The organism is Micromonospora aurantiaca ATCC 27029 (genome assembly GCF_000145235.1).
GTDB lineage: Bacteria > Actinomycetota > Actinomycetes > Mycobacteriales > Micromonosporaceae > Micromonospora > Micromonospora aurantiaca.
Window position 1 is genome coordinate 771,673 of sequence record NC_014391.1, and the last position, 17,234, is coordinate 788,906.

16 protein-coding genes are annotated in these 17,234 nt (G+C 74.3%); 9 read left to right on the forward strand and 7 right to left on the reverse strand.

From position 1 onward, the window contains the following. Positions 1-2: 2 nt before the first annotated feature. Positions 3-488 carry a MarR family winged helix-turn-helix transcriptional regulator gene (locus MICAU_RS03900; protein ID WP_013283985.1) on the reverse strand — a complete coding sequence of 162 codons (486 nt, stop codon included), beginning with the start codon at positions 486-488 and terminating at the stop codon, positions 3-5. A gap of 57 nt (positions 489-545) precedes the next feature. Between MICAU_RS03900 and yczE the strand changes: the two genes are divergently transcribed. The 4 genes from yczE to MICAU_RS03920 are packed head-to-tail and all read left to right on the forward strand — an operon-like array spanning position 546 to position 3,269. Further along, entirely contained in the window at positions 546-1,166 is a 621-nt protein-coding gene (yczE, locus tag MICAU_RS03905; protein ID WP_013283986.1) for a membrane protein YczE, read from the forward strand. Then, the gene (locus MICAU_RS03910; protein ID WP_013283987.1) at positions 1,154-1,723 is read left to right on the forward strand and encodes an NADPH-dependent FMN reductase; all 570 of its coding nucleotides are present in this window, start codon (positions 1,154-1,156) and stop codon (positions 1,721-1,723) included. The genes yczE and MICAU_RS03910 overlap by 13 nt, the downstream gene beginning before the upstream one ends. Continuing rightward, positions 1,720-2,142: a PPOX class F420-dependent oxidoreductase gene (locus tag MICAU_RS03915; protein WP_013283988.1), complete on the forward strand. Its 423-nt coding sequence runs from the start codon at positions 1,720-1,722 to the stop codon at positions 2,140-2,142. Before MICAU_RS03910 ends, MICAU_RS03915 begins: the two co-directional genes overlap by 4 nt. A gap of 50 nt (positions 2,143-2,192) precedes the next feature. Further along, positions 2,193-3,269, forward strand: coding sequence for an adenosine deaminase (locus tag MICAU_RS03920; protein ID WP_013283989.1), 1,077 nt, complete (start codon positions 2,193-2,195; stop codon positions 3,267-3,269). On the opposite strand, the gene MICAU_RS33005 is transcribed toward MICAU_RS03920, so the two are convergent. Next, positions 3,270-3,536: a hypothetical protein gene (locus MICAU_RS33005; protein ID WP_228531240.1), complete on the reverse strand. Its 267-nt coding sequence runs from the start codon at positions 3,534-3,536 to the stop codon at positions 3,270-3,272. It abuts the gene before it with no gap. A 532-nt stretch (positions 3,537-4,068) separates the two neighbouring features. On the opposite strand from MICAU_RS33005, the gene MICAU_RS03930 reads away from it, so the two are divergent. The 4 genes from MICAU_RS03930 to MICAU_RS03945 all read left to right on the forward strand — a co-directional run bounded on the left by MICAU_RS03930 (position 4,069) and on the right by MICAU_RS03945 (position 9,190). Then, positions 4,069-7,713, forward strand: a complete 3,645-nt coding sequence (locus MICAU_RS03930; RefSeq protein WP_013283991.1) for a sensor histidine kinase — start codon at positions 4,069-4,071, stop codon at positions 7,711-7,713. Beyond that, the gene (locus MICAU_RS03935) at positions 7,710-8,114 is read left to right on the forward strand and encodes a roadblock/LC7 domain-containing protein (protein ID WP_013283992.1); all 405 of its coding nucleotides are present in this window, start codon (positions 7,710-7,712) and stop codon (positions 8,112-8,114) included. Before MICAU_RS03930 ends, MICAU_RS03935 begins: the two co-directional genes overlap by 4 nt. Before the next feature lie 100 nt (positions 8,115-8,214). Continuing rightward, a complete protein-coding gene (locus tag MICAU_RS03940; protein WP_013283993.1) occupies positions 8,215-8,595 on the forward strand; it encodes a DUF742 domain-containing protein in 381 nt (126 codons plus the stop codon). A 1-nt stretch (position 8,596) separates the two neighbouring features. Beyond that, positions 8,597-9,190 (forward strand): GTP-binding protein, encoded by a 594-nt coding sequence (locus tag MICAU_RS03945; protein ID WP_013283994.1) that lies wholly within the window; start codon positions 8,597-8,599, stop codon positions 9,188-9,190. 124 nt (positions 9,191-9,314) lie between these two features. Here the strand turns inward: MICAU_RS03945 and MICAU_RS03950 are convergent, their stop codons facing one another. The 3 genes from MICAU_RS03950 to MICAU_RS03960 form a co-directional block, all read right to left on the reverse strand. Further along, a complete protein-coding gene (locus tag MICAU_RS03950) occupies positions 9,315-10,535 on the reverse strand; it encodes an ABC transporter substrate-binding protein (protein ID WP_013283995.1) in 1,221 nt (406 codons plus the stop codon). A gap of 121 nt (positions 10,536-10,656) precedes the next feature. Further along, positions 10,657-13,068, reverse strand: coding sequence for a hypothetical protein (locus MICAU_RS03955; RefSeq protein WP_013283996.1), 2,412 nt, complete (start codon positions 13,066-13,068; stop codon positions 10,657-10,659). 40 nt (positions 13,069-13,108) lie between these two features. Beyond that, positions 13,109-14,059 (reverse strand): SatS C-terminal domain-containing protein, encoded by a 951-nt coding sequence (locus tag MICAU_RS03960; protein WP_013283997.1) that lies wholly within the window; start codon positions 14,057-14,059, stop codon positions 13,109-13,111. Between the two features lie 145 nt (positions 14,060-14,204). Here MICAU_RS03960 and MICAU_RS03965 point away from each other — a divergent pair, with 145 nt between their 5' ends. Further along, the gene (locus MICAU_RS03965; RefSeq protein ID WP_013283998.1) at positions 14,205-14,546 is read left to right on the forward strand and encodes a PadR family transcriptional regulator; all 342 of its coding nucleotides are present in this window, start codon (positions 14,205-14,207) and stop codon (positions 14,544-14,546) included. A gap of 70 nt (positions 14,547-14,616) precedes the next feature. On the opposite strand, the gene MICAU_RS03970 is transcribed toward MICAU_RS03965, so the two are convergent. Together MICAU_RS03970 and cydC are read right to left on the reverse strand one after the other, a co-directional pair. Then, positions 14,617-15,300, reverse strand: a complete 684-nt coding sequence (locus MICAU_RS03970) for a permease prefix domain 1-containing protein (RefSeq protein WP_013283999.1) — start codon at positions 15,298-15,300, stop codon at positions 14,617-14,619. Between the two features lie 63 nt (positions 15,301-15,363). Continuing rightward, positions 15,364-17,202: a thiol reductant ABC exporter subunit CydC gene (gene cydC / locus MICAU_RS03975; RefSeq protein ID WP_013284000.1), complete on the reverse strand. Its 1,839-nt coding sequence runs from the start codon at positions 17,200-17,202 to the stop codon at positions 15,364-15,366. Positions 17,203-17,234: the final 32 nt, after the last annotated feature.

The following is a 17,234-nucleotide window of genomic DNA, read 5'->3' on the forward strand; positions in this document are numbered from 1 at the left end:
GCTCAGTGCTCCGTCTCGGGTCGGCCGGTGAGGCGGCCGGTGAGGTGGTCGATCACCCGCTGGCTGAGCGTGCCGAGCGCGGCCACCTCGGCCGGGGTGAGCCGGTCGATCAGGTGCCGGCGGACGGCCGCCACGTGCCCGGGTGCGGCGGCCTCGACGGCTCGGCGTCCGGCCGGGGTGAGCACGACGACCGAGCCGCGGCCGTCGGTGGCGCACTCCTCCCGGGTGACCAGGCCGCGTTGCTGCATGCGGGAGATGTGGTGGGACAGGCGGCTGCGGGACCAGAGCATCCGGTCGGCGAGTTCGCTGAGCCGCAGCCGCTGCTCCGGGGTCTCGGACAGGTCGCTCAGGACGTCGTAGTCGGGCTCGGAGAGGCCGGCGTCCTGCATCAGATCCCGGGCCAGTTCCAGGTCGAGCAGGCGGCGCATGCGGCGGTAGCCGCGCCAGGCGCGGTCCTCCTGCTCGTCCAGCCAGCGCGGTTCGTCCATGCGCCGATCGTACCGGTGTTGTTGACATGTCACCAAGTTGCGGCCTAGGTTGATGACATGTCAACCAAACTGCCGTCCCGGCTGGTACGGCTGTTCGCCGGCCTGGCCCTGTTCGGCGTCAGCGTCGCGCTGATGGTCCGCGCCGACCTCGGGCTCGCGTCCTGGGACGTGCTGCACCAGGGCCTCGCCGACCGCACCGGCCTGCCGATGGGCCTGCTGGTCAACGGCGTGGCGCTGCTGGTGCTGCTGCTGTGGATCCCGCTGCGGCAGCGGCCGGGCGTCGGCACCGTGGCGAACGTCGCGCTCGTCGGCCTGGCCCTCGACGCCACGCTGGCGCTCCTGCCGCCGGTCGCTCCGCTCGCCGGCCGGATCGGCCTGCTGGTCGCGGGCGTCCTGCTCAACGGCCTCGCCACCGCGCTCTACCTCGGCGCCCGTCTCGGCCCCGGCCCGCGGGACGGGCTGATGACCGGCCTGGCCGCCCGCGGCCTGCCGCTCGGCCCGGCCCGCACCGCGATCGAGGTGACGGTGCTGGCCGTCGGCTGGCTGCTCGGCGGCGCCGTCGGCCCCGGCACCCTGCTCTACGCGATCGGCATCGGGCCGATCGTCGCCTGGTTCGTTCCCCGGCTCACCGCCCCGGCCCCCGTCCCGACAGGAGTGACCTCGCCATGCCCCGCCTGACCGTCGTCGTCGCCAGCACCCGCCCCGGCCGGGTCGGCCGCCGCATCGGTGACTGGTTCACCGCCGCCGCCGTCCGCCACGCCGGCTTCGACGAGGTACGCCTCCTCGACCTGGCCGAGGTCGACCTGCCCTTCCACGACGAGCCGCACCACCCGTCCGAGCGGGTCTACCTGCACGAGCACACCCGGGCCTGGAGCGCCGAGATCGACGCCGCGGACGCCTTCGTCCTGGTCATGCCGGAGTACAACTACGGCTTCAGCGCGCCGCTGAAGAACGCGATCGACTACCTCTATTACGAGTGGCAGCACAAGCCGGTGGGCTTCGTCAGCTACGGCATGACCTCCGGGGGCCTGCGCGCGGTGCAGATGATCAAGCAGGTGGTGACCACGCTGAACATGACCCCGGTCAACGACCAGGTGGTCGTCTTCCTGCGGCAGGCGCTGGACGAGGCGGGCGAGCTGCGACCCGACCCCGGCCGGGAGGAGGCCGCCGCGCTCATGCTGGATCAGCTCGCCCGGCTGGCCGCCGCGCTCGCGCCGCTGCGGGTGACCGCATGAGCGCCGTGAGCGCCCGGCTCTGGGAGCTGTTCGGCGAGCGCGGGCGCGGAGTGCTCGTCACGCTGCGCCGGGACGGCCGCCCCCAGCTGTCCAACCTCGACTACCTGGCCGAGCCGGGCCTGATCCGCTGCTCCACCACCGGCGACCGGGCCAAGGTGCGCAACCTGCGCCGCGACCCCCGGGCCAGCTTCCACGTGACCACCGCCGACGGCGGGGCGTACGCGGTCGCCGAGGGCACCGTGACGCTCACCCCGCCCGCTGCGGCCACCGACGACGCGACCGTCAACGAGCTGGTCGAGGTGTACCGGCGGATCCGCGGCGAGCACCCGGACTGGGCCGACTACCGGGCCGCCATGGTGGCCGACGGGCGGGTGGTCCTGCGGCTCGCGGTGGAGCGGGTGTACGGCTGGCGGCCCTGACCGGACCGGTCCACCGCCGCGCCCGTATCGGGGGTGACTAGGGTCTGAGCATGGTCGCAATCTCGTACGAGGACATCGTCAAGGTCCCGAAGGCGCTGCTGCACGATCACCTCGACGGCGGCCTGCGGCCCGCGACGATCGTCGAGCTGGCCGCCGAGGTCGGCCACGAACTGCCCACCACCGACCCGGCGGCGCTCGGCGTCTGGTTCACCGAGGCGGCGAACTCCGGCTCGCTGGAGCGCTACCTGGAGACGTTCGCGCACACGGTGGCGGTCATGCAGACCCCTGCCGCGCTGCGCCGGGTGGCCCGCGAGTGCGCGCTGGACCTGGCCGCCGACGGCGTGGTCTACGCCGAGGTGCGGTTCGCGCCGGAGCAGCACCTGGAGCAGAACCTGACCCTGGACGAGGTGGTCGACGCGGTGGTCACCGGGTTCCGGGAGGGCAGCGCGCTGGCCGCCGAGGCGGGCACCCCGATCCGGATCGGCACGCTGCTCACCGCGATGCGGCACGCGGCCCGTTCGCAGGAGATCGCCGAGTTGGCCGTGCGGCACCGCGACACCGGGGTGGTCGGGTTCGACATCGCCGGCGCCGAGGCGGGCTTCCCGCCCACCCGGCACCTGGACGCGTTCGAGTACCTCCAGCGGGAGAACTTCCACTTCACCATCCATGCCGGTGAGGCGTTCGGCCTGCCGTCCATCTGGCAGGCGATCCAGTGGTGCGGCGCCGACCGGCTCGGCCACGGCGTCCGCATCGTCGACGACATCACCCCGGGCAACCCGCCAGTGCTGGGCCGGCTGGCCGCGTACGTGCGGGACAAGCGCATCCCGCTGGAGCTGTGCCCGTCGTCGAACGTGCAGACCGGCGCCGCGGCCTCGATCGCCGACCACCCGATCGGGCTGCTGCGTGACCTGCGGTTCCGGGTGACTGTGAACACCGACAACCGGCTGATGAGCGGCACCTCGATGTCGCGGGAGATGTCGTTGCTGGTGGAGGCCTTCGGCTACGGCTGGAAGGAACTCCAGTGGTTCACCATCAACGCGATGAAGAGCGCGTTCATCCCGTTCGACGAGCGGCTGCGGATCATCGACGAGGTGATCAAGCCGGCGTACGCCGAGCTGATCGGCTGATCACGACTGGCGGGGGTGGCCGGAGAGCAGTGCGGCCACCCCGCGCAGCACCTGCCCGGCCCGGGCCGCCTCGGCGCCCAGCCCGGTCTGCCGGCGCAGCACGGCCGGCTCGGCGCGCAGCAGCGCGACCCCGCGCCGGAGCAGCACCCGGGGCGCCTTGCGCTGCTCGGCGAGATCCCGGGCGAGGCGGCGCAGGAACGTCGCGCCGCGCGGGCGGCGCAGCGCGTACGCACCGGCGAGCAGGCCCAGTCGCCGGCACTCGGCCACGATCTCGGCCGCGAAGATCCCCTCGGCGACGAAGATTGGCGATCCGTCGACATCGAATGGCCGGGTGGCTACTCGACGGTCTGCGCCGATCGCATAAACCGGCACTTCGGCCTTGCCCTCACGAGCCAGTCGGGCGATTGTTTGCACCGCCGTGTCCGAATCCCAGGACAAGGGGGACTCCCAGTCCACCTGTCCGTTTCGACGCGGACACGTAGGGTCATCGCCGTCCTTGTAGAAGTCGTCCAGGCAGAGCACCGGAAGTCCGGTTCGCTGGGCTATGTATGACTTTCCGGACCCGGAGGGGCCGGCGAGCAGGACGACGCGGTGCGGGTGTTCCATTACCTTCAGTGACTCCGGCCAGACGGATTGCTATCAAATTGCATCAACATCTCATCACACCTCCGGTGAGGGACAACCTGGGCTTTCTCTTTGCGGAGCGGCGTGATGGAATCTCGGAGGTCCGACCCGCCGGGTCGGTCGCTCGGCGTTGCCCTCAGGGTGGCGCGGGGTGCGGTAATGCGAGGGCGGTGACGTGAGCAAACGGCCAACGACGGCGGGCTCCTTCCTGTCGCGGCTGCGCCGGCCGATGAGTCGGCTGCGCGACATGCCGATCTGGTCCAAGCTCGGTCTGATCATGATCGTGCCGACCATCGCCACGGTCGTGGTGGGCACCAGTGGTCTGGTCGACCACCTGGAGACGCTCAACAATGCCAACCGGGCGGGGGATCTGGCCAACCTGATCGGCTACTCGGGTGACCTGGTCGACACCGTGCAGGACGAGCGGGTCGGCGCCGTGCTCTTCCTCGGCGCGAAGGAGTTCCAGACCCGGGCGCAGTACCAGGAGGGTTACAACCGCGCCAACCAGCGGGTGGACCAGGCGAAGTCGCCGTACCTGCGGCAGCGTGGCGAGATCGACGACCTGCCCCGCAACTTCGTCGGGCTGCTCGACACGATCGACACCCAGCTGAAGGACCTTCCGGCGACCCGCAGCCAGGTGCTGAACGGCAAGCTGAAGATCAACGACGCCGACCAGGCGTACCGGCAGCTGATCGAGGACCTGCTCGCGATCCGCGACTCGGCCACCCAGCTCGCCGGCAACAACGACCTGAGCGACCGGATGCGCGCGGCGGCCGCCGTCGCCCGGCAGAAGGAATACCTGACCCAGCGCCGGGTCGTCGTCCACCAGGCGCTGACCCAGAACCAGTACACCGCCGCGCTGCGCGAGCAGTTCATCGCCAGCGGCACCGGCCAGTCGCAGTCGCTGGCGACCTTCCAGTCGGTCGCCACCGAGCCCGACAAGCTGTTCTACGAGCAGACCGTCTCCGGGCCCGACCTGCGCAAGGCCGACCGCTTCACGAGTTTCGTCTCGGGCAACAACAACGGCTCGATGGAGAACGCCCCGTTCGGGGCGGACCAGTGGGACCAGACCATGGTCGCCAACGCCAAGCTGATCCGGACCGTGGAGGCCCGGCTCGACGGCAACGTGGTCCGGCAGGCCGACGCGCTGCGCTCGGACACCCAGCGCCAGGTGTTCCTGGAGACCGGCCTGCTGCTCACCATGCTGCTGCTGGCCATCCTGTTCGCGTACCTGGTGGCCCGCTCGATGGCCCGGTCGCTGCGCGACCTGCGCCAGGGCGCCCTGGCGGTGGCCCAGTACGGGCTGCCACAGGCGGTCGCCCGTCTGCGCGACCCGCAGGTCACCGGCCAGCTCTCCCCTGTGCAACTGGCAAACCAGATCGCCGAGCCGCTGCCGGTGCGCAGCAAGGACGAGTTCGGCCAGGTGACCGAGGCGTTCAACGCCGTCCACCTGGAGGCCGTCCGGACCGCCGCCGAGCAGGCCGCCCTGCGGGCCTCGGTTGCGACCATGTTCGTCAACCTGGCCCGGCGCTCGCAGATCCTGGTCGACCGGCTGATCGGCCACCTCGACCGCCTGGAGCGCGGCGAGGAGGACCCGGACCGGCTGGCCGAGCTGTTCCAGCTCGACCACCTGGCCACCCGGATGCGCCGCAACGACGAGAACCTGCTGGTCCTCGCCGGTGCGGACTCCACCCGTGTGCAGCGCGAGCCCGCCGCACTGATCGACGTGCTGCGCGCCGCCCAGTCCGAGGTCGAGCACTACACCCGGATCGAGTTCGGCGTGATCGACCGGGACATCGAGGTCGCCGCCCACGCGGTCAACGACCTGGTGCACCTGGTCGCCGAGCTGTTCGACAACGCCACCGCCTTCTCCCCGCCGGACTCGCAGGTCATGGTGGAGGCCCGGCGGGTCGGCGACCGCGCCTCCCTCTACGTGGAGGACCGCGGCATCGGCATCAGCCCGGACCAGCTCCGCGACCTCAACGAGCGGCTGGCCACGCCGCCGCAGGTGGACGTCGCGGTCTCCCGGATGATGGGCCTGGTCGTGGTCGCGCGGCTGGCCGCCCGGCACGGCGTCCGGGTCGAGCTGCGGCCGGGTGCCGACCGGGGCACCGTCGCCGACGTGACGCTGCCGACCTCGGTCCTGGTGCCGCGCGCCCTGGCCGGCCGTGGCCTGCCCGGACCGGCCCTGCCGGCCGCGGGCCCGCAGCAGAACGGCCCGGCACCGGCCTTCGGCGCCCTGGCCGCCTTCGGCAACAACAACCCGCCGAGCCTGCCGCCGGCGCCCCACCCGGGCTCCTCGGGCAACCAGGTCACGCTCGGCGGACGCGCCTTCGACCCGGCGCCGCGCAACGGCTCGGGCACCCCGGCGAACGCCGGTGGCGGCCGTGCCATGCCGGCCTGGTCCGACCTGACCGGCGCCAGCCCGTCCGGCGGCGACGGCGGATTCGGCGGCCGGCCCAACGGCCAGTCGACGGACCCGCTGCCGCAGCGGCGCAACCCGGCCGACGGCGACCCGGGCAGCACCGGCCAGCAGCCGGCGATCCCGCGCCAGCTGCCGAGCAGCCCGGAGGCGCGGCCCTACAGCCCGCCGCCGGTCTCCGCGCCGCCGGTCCCGCCGGTGTCGGCCCCGCCGCTGCCCCCGGTCTCCGGCGCGCCGGTCTCCGGCAACCCGCTGCCGTACCGCCCGGTCTCGGCCGCGCCGGTCTCCGGCGACCCGTTCTCGGGCCGCCCGGTCTCCGCGGCGCCGGTCTCCGGCGACCCGCTGCCGTACCGTCCGGTCTCGGCCGCGCCGGTCTCCGGGCACCCCGCGCCGGTGTCCGGGCAGCCCGCCGCCGGGTACCCGGCCTCCGCGCCGCCGGCGAACCAGCCGCAGGCACGTCCGATGCCCGCACCGGGTGTCAGCGCCCCGCCGGTCTGGCCGCCGGTCGCGCCGACCCCGGCTCCGGCGGCGCCGGAACGGCCCACCAGTGGCATGGACATGACCACCGAGCTGCCCCGGGTGCCGCGCACGGAGATTCCGGCCACCCCGCAGCAGGCGGCCGGCCAGCCGTCCGCCGCTCCGGCCGCGAGCCGGCCGGCCGAGGCCCCGGCGGCGAACCGCCCGGCGGCACCGGTGGCACGCCCGGCCGCGCCGCAGCAGCAGGGCAACCGTCAGCGGTACGCGGACGAGACGATGGAGCTGCCGATCTTCCGGGAGCTGGAGTCGGCGTGGTTCCGCACCCGCCGGCCCGGACCCAACGAGGAGTCGGCGGCACCGGCCGCGACGACGAACGGCGGCGCCGCCACCCAGCAGTTCGCCAAGGTGGACACGGCCGGCCGGCCCGTGCCGCAGAAGACACCCGCAACGACAGGTAACACGCCGATGGCACACACTCCGACGGCCGGCGGAGCACCGCGTGACAACGGCGCGGCGAACGGGAACGCCCGTCCCGCGCACACCGGCGGGTTGCCCACCCGGCAGCCGACCGCGTCGCCGCAGTCCTCCTCCCCGTGGCAGACGGCGGCCGACGACGGCTGGCGTGCCGCCTCGGCGGCCACCGAGGTCCCGGTTGCGGAGACCACCCAGAAGGGCCTGCCGAAGCGGACGCCGATGGCGCAGCTCGTGCCCGGCAGCATCGAGAAGCCTTCCGCGTCGGTGCAGCGGCGTACTCCGGAGGGTGTTCGGGGCCTGCTCTCGGCCTACCATCGGGGCGTACAGCGCGGGCGTAACACCGACAGCAACACGACCGGCCCGGAGGGCACTCCGGGCGGGCAGCAGTCCTCGCAGTCTGGCTCAGGCCCGGTGGCCGGGAGCGGGCAGAAGGAGCAACAAGGATGACTACTACGCAGGATCTCGGATGGCTGCTCGCCAACTTCGCCGACCGGGTGCCCGGTGTGGCGCACGCGGTCGCGGTCTCGGCCGACGGCCTGCTTCTCGCCTCGTCCCGTGACCTTCCGCGGGACCGCGCCGACCAGCTCGCCGCGATCGCGTCCGGTCTGGTCAGCCTGACCCAGGGCGCGGCCCGCTGCTTCGAGGGCGGAGCGGTGTTGCAGACAGTCGTCGAGATGGACAACGGTTTCCTGTTCCTGATGTCCATCTCCGACGGCTCGTCGTTCGCGGTGCTGGCGGCGCGGAGCTGCGACGTGGGTCAGGTCGGGTACGAGATGGCCCTGCTCGTGGACCGGGTGGGCGATGCCCTGACGCCGCAGCCGCGTACGGCTGTGGGGATGATGGGCTGAATGACGCGCTGGCCGGTGGGTCAGGTGCGGGAACAACTACGACAGCGACGGATGCCACCGGGGCGAGCCGGTGCCGGGTACGAGGGAGGTGAGCGGCGAAATGGCGGATCGTGACGAGCCGACCGGAGCGTTGGTCCGGCCGTACGCCGTTACCCGCGGCCGTACCCGTCCCCGGCTCGACATCGCCCTGGAGGCACTCGTCGAGACGACGGTGCGCGGCCGAGCGGTTGCCACTGGCAATGGTGGCGGCCACGGTCGTGAACACCAGTACATCGCCGCGTTGTGTGACGGACGTGTGCAGTCGCTCGCCGAGATCGCGGCGCGGATGCAGCTTCCGCTCGGCGTGGCCCGGGTGCTCATCGCCGACATGGCGACGGACGGCCTGGTCGCGGTCCACGAGCCGACCATCTTGGACGACTCCGAAGACGCGGTGGGCACTGAACTGCTGGAGAGGGTGCTGAGTGGACTTCGCAGGCTCTGACATGTCGCACCGGCCGCCGGCCCCGAGCGGCCGAGTGACGTCGGCGAAGATCGTTATCGCCGGTGGGTTCGGCGTCGGCAAGACGACGCTGGTCGGCTCGGTCTCCGAGATCACGCCGCTGACCACCGAGGCGATCATGACCTCCGCCGGTGTCGGCGTCGACGACACCCGGCAGGTGCCGGGTAAGACGACGACCACGGTGGCGATGGACTTCGGTCGTATCTCGATCGACCGGGATCTGATCCTGTACCTGTTCGGTACTCCGGGTCAGACGCGGTTCTGGTTCATGTGGGACGAGTTGGTCCGGGGTGCGATCGGCGCGGTGGTGCTGGTCGACACCCGTCGGCTCGCCGACTGCTTCGCCGCGATCGACTTCTTCGAGCACCGGCGGTTGCCGTACCTGATCGCCATCAACTGCTTCGACGGCATGCAGTACCACGATCCGCAGGACGTCCGGGACGCGCTGGCGATCTCCCGCGACGTGCCGGTGGTGCCGTGCGACGCCCGGAACCGGGAGTCCACGAAGCACGTGCTGATCTCGCTGGTCGAGTACGTGCTCACCATGCGGCGCTCGCGGGCCGTCGCGCCCGCCTGACCGACGCGCGGAAGCGCCCGGCGGCCTCAGGGCCACCGGGCGCTTCCTGCCGTCTGGGGGCGGACACGGTACGCGATCACCCGGTGACCCTCCAGGCGGGACGGTCACCGGGCGACGGGTGAGGTCAGGCGTACCGGGTCCAGTTGCCCCGGAACACCTGGTACACGGCGAGCGAGTCGGGCTCCATGCCGCCGTGCCGGTCGGCGCGGAACGCGTACCCGCCGGCGATGCCCTCGACGGTCTGCGCCTGGAGGAGCGCCCGCAGCCGGCCCCGGTCCAGGCTCGTCGCCATCCGCGCCGACGTGGCGAGGAGCTGGAGCGCGTCCGAGGCGTACGGGGCGAAGTCCGGGCTGACGCCGTGCCGCTGCGTGTAGCGGTTGACGAAGTCCCGGCGGGCCAGCTGCGCCGTCGTGGTGGCGGTGGCGGCGGAGACGTCCAGGCAGGCCGGGTGCACCGCGTACGCGCCCTCCACGGCGGCGGCGTTCGCCCCCTGGACGGTGTCGTCGGCGACCGCGCCGGCGTCGAAGAAGATCGGGCCGCGGTGACCGGCGGCGCGCAGCTCCCGTGCCGCGACACCGGAGTCGGGTGCGGTAGCCCAGACCACCACGCCGTCCCGCTGGCCCCCGGCGACGCGCTCGGCGGCGGTACGGAAGCGCCGGCCGGTCGCCGGAAGGCGTACCGTGCGGGCCAGGTCGGTGCTGCTGTCGGCGAGCGCCTCCCGCATCGCCCGCACACCCGAGTCGCCGTGCATCCCGTCGGCGGCGAGCACCGACACCCGCCGGATCTTCTTGGACTCGAACAGCTCCACCAGGCGACGTGCCATGTCGACGGCGTCCGGGGTGAGCTTGTAGGTGAACGTGCGCTCGTCCAGCGGCAGCGCGATGCGGTCACCGTAGCCGAGCGACAGGAAGGGCGTCTTGACCCGCTGGGCGGCCGCCGCGAGGGCCACCGAGGTCTCGCCGAGCACGCCGCCGATCAGCGCCTGGGCGCCGGCCCGGGTGAACTCGGCGGCGTGGCGGGCGGCGACCTCGGGATTGCTGCCGTTGTCCAGGATCTGGAGCCGGACCGACCGGACCAGGTTCCCGACCGGCAGGCCGGTGCGGTTGAGCGAGTCGGCGGTGAGCTGAAGGGCCTGCCGCTGGGCGACGCCGAGCAGCGACCCGGCGCCGGTCAGTTCCAGGCTCGCGCCGACGATCAGGTCCTGGTCGCTCGGCGCGCTGCTGGACGGGCCGTCGTCCGGCCGCTGGCCCTGCGGCGCGCACCCGGCGAGCAGCAGGCTCCCGGCAGCGGCGGCGAGGACGCCCCGCCGGGTGAGCACAGTGGAGTCGAACGCCGGTGTCGCCAATGGAATCGCCTTCCCACCCCGGCGAACAGGCGCCGCCGCTGGTCCGCCGGGTATGTTCCCGGCCGGTCCAGCCCAGCGTCAAATCGTCCCGGTGTGGGATGGAACACCCCGGCGGGCCCGGTCAGGAGCGGTAGCCCGCCGAGCGGTACTCGTACTCCCGGTCGTCGTCGCGGTCGCCGGTGTCGCGGGTGAAGTCCCAGCCGCCGGCCGCCTCACGGCCCGGACGGCCGCCCACGGCGAAGCCGCCGATCTCCTGGCCGCGCCGCCAGCCCCGGAAGTATCCGGTGGTGTTCTCGGCGAGGCTCGCCGCGTTCCGGACGATCCGCAGAGGACGCTCCTCGCGCAGCGGGGAGCCCGGGACCAGGTTGGCCTGCGGCACGCGCTTCGGCAGCCCGGCCTTGGTCTCCGCGCCGACGGCCGGGCGGGCCGCCTGCTCGGCCGCCTGCCAGCCGGTGTCGGCGGTGGTCGACCACTCCAGGTCGGCCTCGTCGCCGTGGCCGACGAACCAGGCGGACTTGGCCTGCGCGAAGATCAGCAGGTCGCCGTCACCCTCGTCGGAGACCGGCGGCGGCCGGTGCTCCTTCGGGGCGGGACGCCGCTCGGGCGCGGCGGGCAGCGGTACGCGGCCCGGGTCGCCCTGGTCGACGAGACGCAGCGGGGGCGTCTCCAGGCCGGGGTCGGCCGGCCGGCCCATCTCGTCGCGCAGCGCGCGGTCGGCGAGCGGCGGCGGCTCCACCAGCCGCAGCATCGGCGGCTCCTGCGGCAGGTCGTCGGCGAGCCACGGCGGCGTGACCCGGCCCGGGTCGCTCGGCGCGTCCACGCCCCGCCCGTACGGGTAGGTGGTGCCCTCCCGCTCCCGGGCGGTGTCGTCCTCGGTGTTCACCAGCGGCCAGTTCGCCCGGGAGCCCGGCGGCGCCTCCGGCGCGGGCGGACGCGGGGCCGGCACCGGGATGCTCAGGTCGGTGGCGCTGAATCCACCGGTGGGCGGTTCCTGGTGCGGGTTCTGGTTGGTCTTCGGCCGGGGCGGGATGACTGTGCGCTGCCGCTCGGCCCGCGCCTTGTTGATCGCCGCGGTGGTGAGCGTCGGGCGGAACGGCTCGCCGGCCTCGGCCGGCGGCACGGCGCCGCGCGGGGACGGGGCGATCGGCGTGATCCCGGGTGGCGGCGGAGGCGGCGCGGAGACCGGCCGGTTGGTGGGGCCGTCCACCCGCGACGGCAGCGGCGCGCCGGTCGGCTCGGGCCGCGCCGGGGGAGCCGAGGACGGCCGGCCCAGTGCTGCTGCCGGAGCGACGGGCGTGACCGGCGCCGGGGCGACCGGCGGCGGCGTGACGGGCGCGGGCGCGACAGGTGGCGGGCCGAGCGGCCGGGGCGTCGTCGTGGCGGCCGGACCGGACACCGGCTCCGGACGGCTGCGCCGCCCGCCGGGGAGCGGCTCGGGACGACCGCGACGGCCGGCCGGCTCGGGTGCCCCGGCCGGCTCGGGACGACCGCGGTGGGGCTCGGCGATCGGGTCCGGCTGGATGGAGCGCACCGGACGCAGGTCGGCCGCCGGCGTCGAGGCCAGCTCGTCGACCTGCTCGCCCCGTCGGGCGGCGGCCCGGCGGCCGGTCGCGGGAGTGGGAGCGGTGCGTTCGGCGAGCGCGCCGACGAGCGCATCGCAGCCGGCGTCACAGGTCCGGACGGAGGCGACGGCCTGGCGTACGGTCTCGGCGACGGCCGCGGTGAGCGTGCGGTTGACGGTGGCCCGCCGGGGCGTCTCGGAGATGGCGACACGCAGCGCGGTCACCGCGTCGGAGACGGCGTCGGCGTCGGCCACGCCCTCGCCGGCCAGCTGCGCGACGACCGCGTCGGCGGCCAGCGCGCCGTCCCGGCCACCACGGCCCGCGGGGCCGGTGAGCATCCCCGGCTCGGGCAGCGCGTCGAGGACCGCCAGGGCGACCCGGTCGGCAGGATCCGGGTAGGCCCGCAGCGCGGCCGGGTAGAGCTCGCGGAGCACCTCGCGCAGTGTCACGGCGGCGGAGTGACGGCCACTCGCCAGCGCCGCGTGCGCGGCCAGGACCTGCGTGTATCCGGCGAGTTCGCGCGGCGCCGGGAGGGTCACCGCGGAGAGCGCGCCGGCCTGGAGCGCACGGGCCAGCCCGACCGCCCGGCGCTCGGCGGGCGGGGACTGCATCTCCTCCAGGGAGTCGTCGTCGGCGAAGCGCTCGGCGAAGTCGTCGACCGAGTCGTCGTCCGCGATCGCCAGCGGGCGGCCGGCGGCGCTCAGCAGCGAGGTGACGATGTGGTCGTCGCTGTCCGCGGCGATGGCCGCGCCGCTCGGACCGCCGGACCGTTCCACCAGCAGCGCGACCAGCCGGGCGTAACCGGCGGGATCGTCACCGATCTCGCAGACGTGCAGCAGACGGCCTGCGTCGTCGACCACAGCGGACGTCAGCGTCGTTCCGGCCGAAGCCGTTCGGTCGGCCGGATCTGCCGAGGCCAGACCGCAGTACACGCGCACGAGCGCCACGGCGTCGTCCTCCTCCCGGGACACAGGTCTTGCTCTGCCAGAGACTGATGCTCCCCGCTCCGGGTCAGTCGCGCCAGTCCACAACCGCAGAGATCTTGCCGACAATGGTGCGCCAACCCAAACTTGCGGTTTGTGCCCCGATTTTCTTCAGCCGCCGACGACCCAGGAAACCACCGACGCCACCGTTGACGGAAGCGCGCAGCGCCTCGTCCAGGTCGTCCAGGCTGGAGCCCGCCGAGAGCATGTCCAGCACGGCGGGTAGCCGCAGGGCGTACGCCAGGTCACGGGCGATCTCACCGGCTTCGATGAGCAGCTCGTGGTCCCACGCGTCGTGGCCGCCGCGCAGGTTCTCCACCACCAGGTCGAGCTCGTACGTGTCCTCGTCCAGCGGGGCGATGTCGGCCGGCTCCAGCCGTTCGGACAGTTCATTCCAACTGTCCAGCTGGGACAGGTCGTTGGGCGCACCGGAACGGATGAAAGTGACCAATGACTCCGGCGTCTTGAACAGCAGGAGCCGGCCCTTGTGGGTGAGGAAGACAGGCACCTCCTCGTCGCCCGCCTCGTCCTCGTCCTCGTCGTCCTCGGCGTCGTCCTCGTCGGCCTCGGCCTTCTCGTCGTCCGAGGCGTCGGCCTTGCCCTTGCGGCGGGACTTGGCGTCCTTCTCCTCGTCCTCGTCGTCCTCCTCGGCGGAGAGGGCGGCGAACTCCTCGTCGAGGATCACCACCTCCTCGTCCTCCTCGGTCTCGACGACCTGACGGCGGGCCAGGAACGGGTCGTCCTGGTCGCGCTCGGCGACGTCGGTCGGGGTCAGCTCGCGCGCCTGCCGGTACGCCCGCAGCGTGAAGCCGGTGCCGGCGGGCAGGGCGATCTCCACCGGGTCGATCCGCACCTCGTCCCAGAGCGCGCGGTCGGCCGGCGGGCGGTCCTCCTCGACCTCGTCGGCCGCGGCGGCGGCGTCGGTGTCGTCGAGCTCGGGCTCGTCGGCGTCGGGCCGTTGGGGCGACTGGCGGGCCACGCTGACCTCCGTGTGCGTTCGGGTTGCCCACCCGACGGCGTCGCGCCGCCGAGTGACTCTGCGCACATACCCTAGTGGGCGACGGTTCCGACCGGGAGTCGCACCCCTTGGCGTCGCGGCGGCGCGACAAGTAGCGTTGCTACGCATGAAGGCGCAGGCGCTGCACGGACACCTGGACGCGCTGCTGCTCGCCGTGCTGGAACGGGGCGCGCTGCACGGCTACGCGATCATCGAGGCGTTGCGTGCCCGCAGCGGCGGCACGCTGGATCTGCCCACCGGGACCATCTATCCGGCTCTGCGCCGGCTGGAGCGGGCCGGGCTGGTGGCGAGCACCTGGAGCACTGTGAACGGCCGGGAGCGCCGCACCTACGAGCTGACCGATGCCGGCGGCCGGGCGCTGGCGGGGGAGCGGGCCGGCTGGCGCGAGTTCAGCGCCACCGTCGGACGGTTCCTCAGCGCGGACGAGCCACCCACCGCACCGGCCTGACCGCGGCGGCAGCCCGGCCCGCCGAGCGGGCAGCCGGGACGCCCGAGCAGCAAGGCCGAGGGGCGGCCGCTCAGCCGGCCAGCCGGCGGTCGGCGAGCACCCAGCAGCGGGCCGCCCGGGCCAGCGCGAACCAGGCCGCCGAGACCACCACCATCCCGATGACCAGGGGCGGCCAGGTGAGCGCGGCGTCCCACAGCCCGATCGACCAGCCGAACAGCGCGCCCCCGGCGACCGCGCCGAGCAGCAGGCTGCCGGTCAGACCGAAACCGATCAGCCGCGCCGGGCGGACGAGCCGCGGTGAACCCCATCGGGCGACCAGCGGACCGACCAGCAGCGCGACCAGCGCCAGCGCGGCGACCACGCCCCAGATGCCGTTCAGCGCGGCGGAGAGCAGCAGGTAGCTCTGTGGCGGGGGCGGACCGTCGCTCCAGCTCGACCCCTGCCAGGTCAGGTCACCGGCGGCGATGAGCACCACCGCCACCACGAGCGTGCGCAGCGCCAGCCCGCGCAGCGCGCCGACCGCCAGCTCGGCCTGGAAACCCGGCACGAGCTGGGCGTCGCTGCCGAACTCGGCGACCGCCCGCCGCTGCGCCTCCGCGCGCGGCAGGCCCCCTTCCCGGTACGCCTCGACGGCGTCCTCCAGCGCGTGCCGCGCCTCGGTCAGCAGGTCGGCCTTGAGCCGGTTCGGTCCGTGCAACCGCGTGGACAACTCGTGCAGCCGGCGGTCGACCACTGCCTCCTCATGCACCCGCATGCGGGTAAGCCTGCCACCGGCGGGCGACAACCCGCGTCAGGGAAAACCCCGATCGGCCGGACGTCAGGGCGTGATCGCCAGGTAGCCGCGCTCGGCCGCCTCCTGGCGCAGCCACTGCTCCCGGTACCAGCCGGGGCGCGCCACCAGCTCGTCGTGCCGGCCGCGCTGCATCACCCGGCCGCCTTCGAGCACCACGATCTCGTCGAACCCGGCGAGGCCGCTGAGCCGGTGGCTGATCAGCAGCACCGAGTGCCCGGCCGGGGTGGCGGCGAGCGTGGAGTCCAGCACCGCGTCGGCGGCCGCCGGGTCGAGCCCCTCGGTCGGCTCGTCGAGCACCAGCACCGGTGGGGCGGCCAGCAGCGCGCGGGCCAGCGCGAGCCGCTGCCGCTGCCCACCGGAGAGCTGCCCGCCCTGCTCGCCGACCACCGTGTCCCAGCCGTCTGGCTGTTCGCGTACCCAGTCGAGCAGGCCGGCCGCCCGGGTCGCGGCGGTCAGGTCCGCCTCGGTGGCGTCCGGCCGGCCGAGGAGCAGGTTCTCCTTGACCGTGGCGTGGAAGACGTACGCCTCGGCGAGCAGGCCGCCGACCACCCGGGGCAGGTGCTCGGCCGGGATCTCGGACACCGGCACGCCGCCGGCGGTGACGCGGCCGGTGTCGGGGCGTACCGCGCCGGTGAGCACCGCGGCGAGCGTGCTCTTGCCGGCGCCGCTCGGCCCGACCACCGCCACCCGTCGGCCGGCCGGCAGGTCGAGGTCGAATCCGGCCAGGGCGGGGGCGGCGCCGGCCCGGTAGCGGACCGTCACGTCGGCGAACCGCACGTCGTGGCCGTCGACAGTGGGCTCCGGCGCGTCCGGTGGCGTCGCCGGGCCGGGCTCGGTGAGCAGGTCGGCGACCCGGGCCAGCCCGGCCCGCAGCTGGGTGCGCTGGCGGGCCGCCGCGACGAGCGCGAGCGCTACCTCCACGGCGGCGAGCGAGCCGACCGCGAGGACGCCGACGAGCACGCCGCCGACCTCGGCGCGCAGCGCCACGACCACCACGGCGGCGGCGGTGAGACCAGCCACGAGGACGCCGAGCGCGTCCACCGCGAAGCCGGTCGCGGCGAGCCTTCGTTCCAGCCGGGCCAGCCGTGCGGCCCGCTCGTCGGCGGCGGCGAGCGCGGCGCCTGTCGCCCCGAACGCGGCCAGGTCGGCGGCGCCGTGGGTGAGGTCGACCGCGTCGACGGCGAGCGCGCCCCGCAGCGGGGCCACCTCGTCGGCGGCGCGGCGGGTGATCCGGGCGGCGAGCGCGGGGAGCGCCATGCCCGCCACGAGCAGGCCGATCGCGAGCACACCGGCGGCCGGTGGCGAGATCAGCGCGGCGACGCCGACCGCGAGCACGCTGACCAGCGCCGCCGCCGCACCCGGTACGAGGACGCGCAGGAGCAGATCCTGGGCCGCCTCCACGTCCGACACCAGGCGGCTCAGCGCGTCCCCGGTACGGCGGCCGGTCTCCCGACGGGCGGCGAGCGTGGCGAAGACGCGCGCCCGCACGTCGGTGATCATGCGCAGGACGGCGTCGTGCCCGGCGAGCCGTTCGGTGTACCGGAACACGCCCCGGCTGACCGCCAGTGCCCGGACCGCGACGATCGCCACCGTCAGCCGGTCCAGCGGCGGACGGCCGGCGGCGCTCATCAGCAGCCAGGTGGCGGTGGCCATCAGCGCCAGGCCGGCGAACTCGGTGGCGGCGGCGAGCAGCCCGGCGCCGAGCAGCCGGCTCAGGTAGGGCCGGGCCAGGCGCAGCACCGCCCGTTCCGCCCCGGGCCGGGCGGGCGCGGGCGGTTCCGGCGAGCCGGAGGGCGGCACCGGAACCCCCGTCGGCCCGGCCGGCTCGCGGCCCACAGGCGTCACGCCGTCGCCGGCGGTCACCGGGTCACCGCCGGGCGGGCGGGGGAGACGGG

Coding starts and splice junctions, on each gene's coding strand:
- MICAU_RS03900 (WP_013283985.1), bottom strand. CDS start 488: ATGGACGAACCGCGCTGGCTGGACGAGCAGGAGGACCGCGCCTGGCGC.
- yczE (WP_013283986.1), top strand. CDS start 546: ATGTCAACCAAACTGCCGTCCCGGCTGGTACGGCTGTTCGCCGGCCTG.
- MICAU_RS03910 (WP_013283987.1), top strand. CDS start 1,154: ATGCCCCGCCTGACCGTCGTCGTCGCCAGCACCCGCCCCGGCCGGGTC.
- MICAU_RS03915 (WP_013283988.1), top strand. CDS start 1,720: ATGAGCGCCGTGAGCGCCCGGCTCTGGGAGCTGTTCGGCGAGCGCGGG.
- MICAU_RS03920 (WP_013283989.1), top strand. CDS start 2,193: ATGGTCGCAATCTCGTACGAGGACATCGTCAAGGTCCCGAAGGCGCTG.
- MICAU_RS03935 (WP_013283992.1), top strand. CDS start 7,710: ATGACTACTACGCAGGATCTCGGATGGCTGCTCGCCAACTTCGCCGAC.
- MICAU_RS03940 (WP_013283993.1), top strand. CDS start 8,215: ATGGCGGATCGTGACGAGCCGACCGGAGCGTTGGTCCGGCCGTACGCC.
- MICAU_RS03945 (WP_013283994.1), top strand. CDS start 8,597: ATGTCGCACCGGCCGCCGGCCCCGAGCGGCCGAGTGACGTCGGCGAAG.
- MICAU_RS03965 (WP_013283998.1), top strand. CDS start 14,205: ATGAAGGCGCAGGCGCTGCACGGACACCTGGACGCGCTGCTGCTCGCC.
- MICAU_RS03970 (WP_013283999.1), bottom strand. CDS start 15,300: ATGCGGGTGCATGAGGAGGCAGTGGTCGACCGCCGGCTGCACGAGTTG.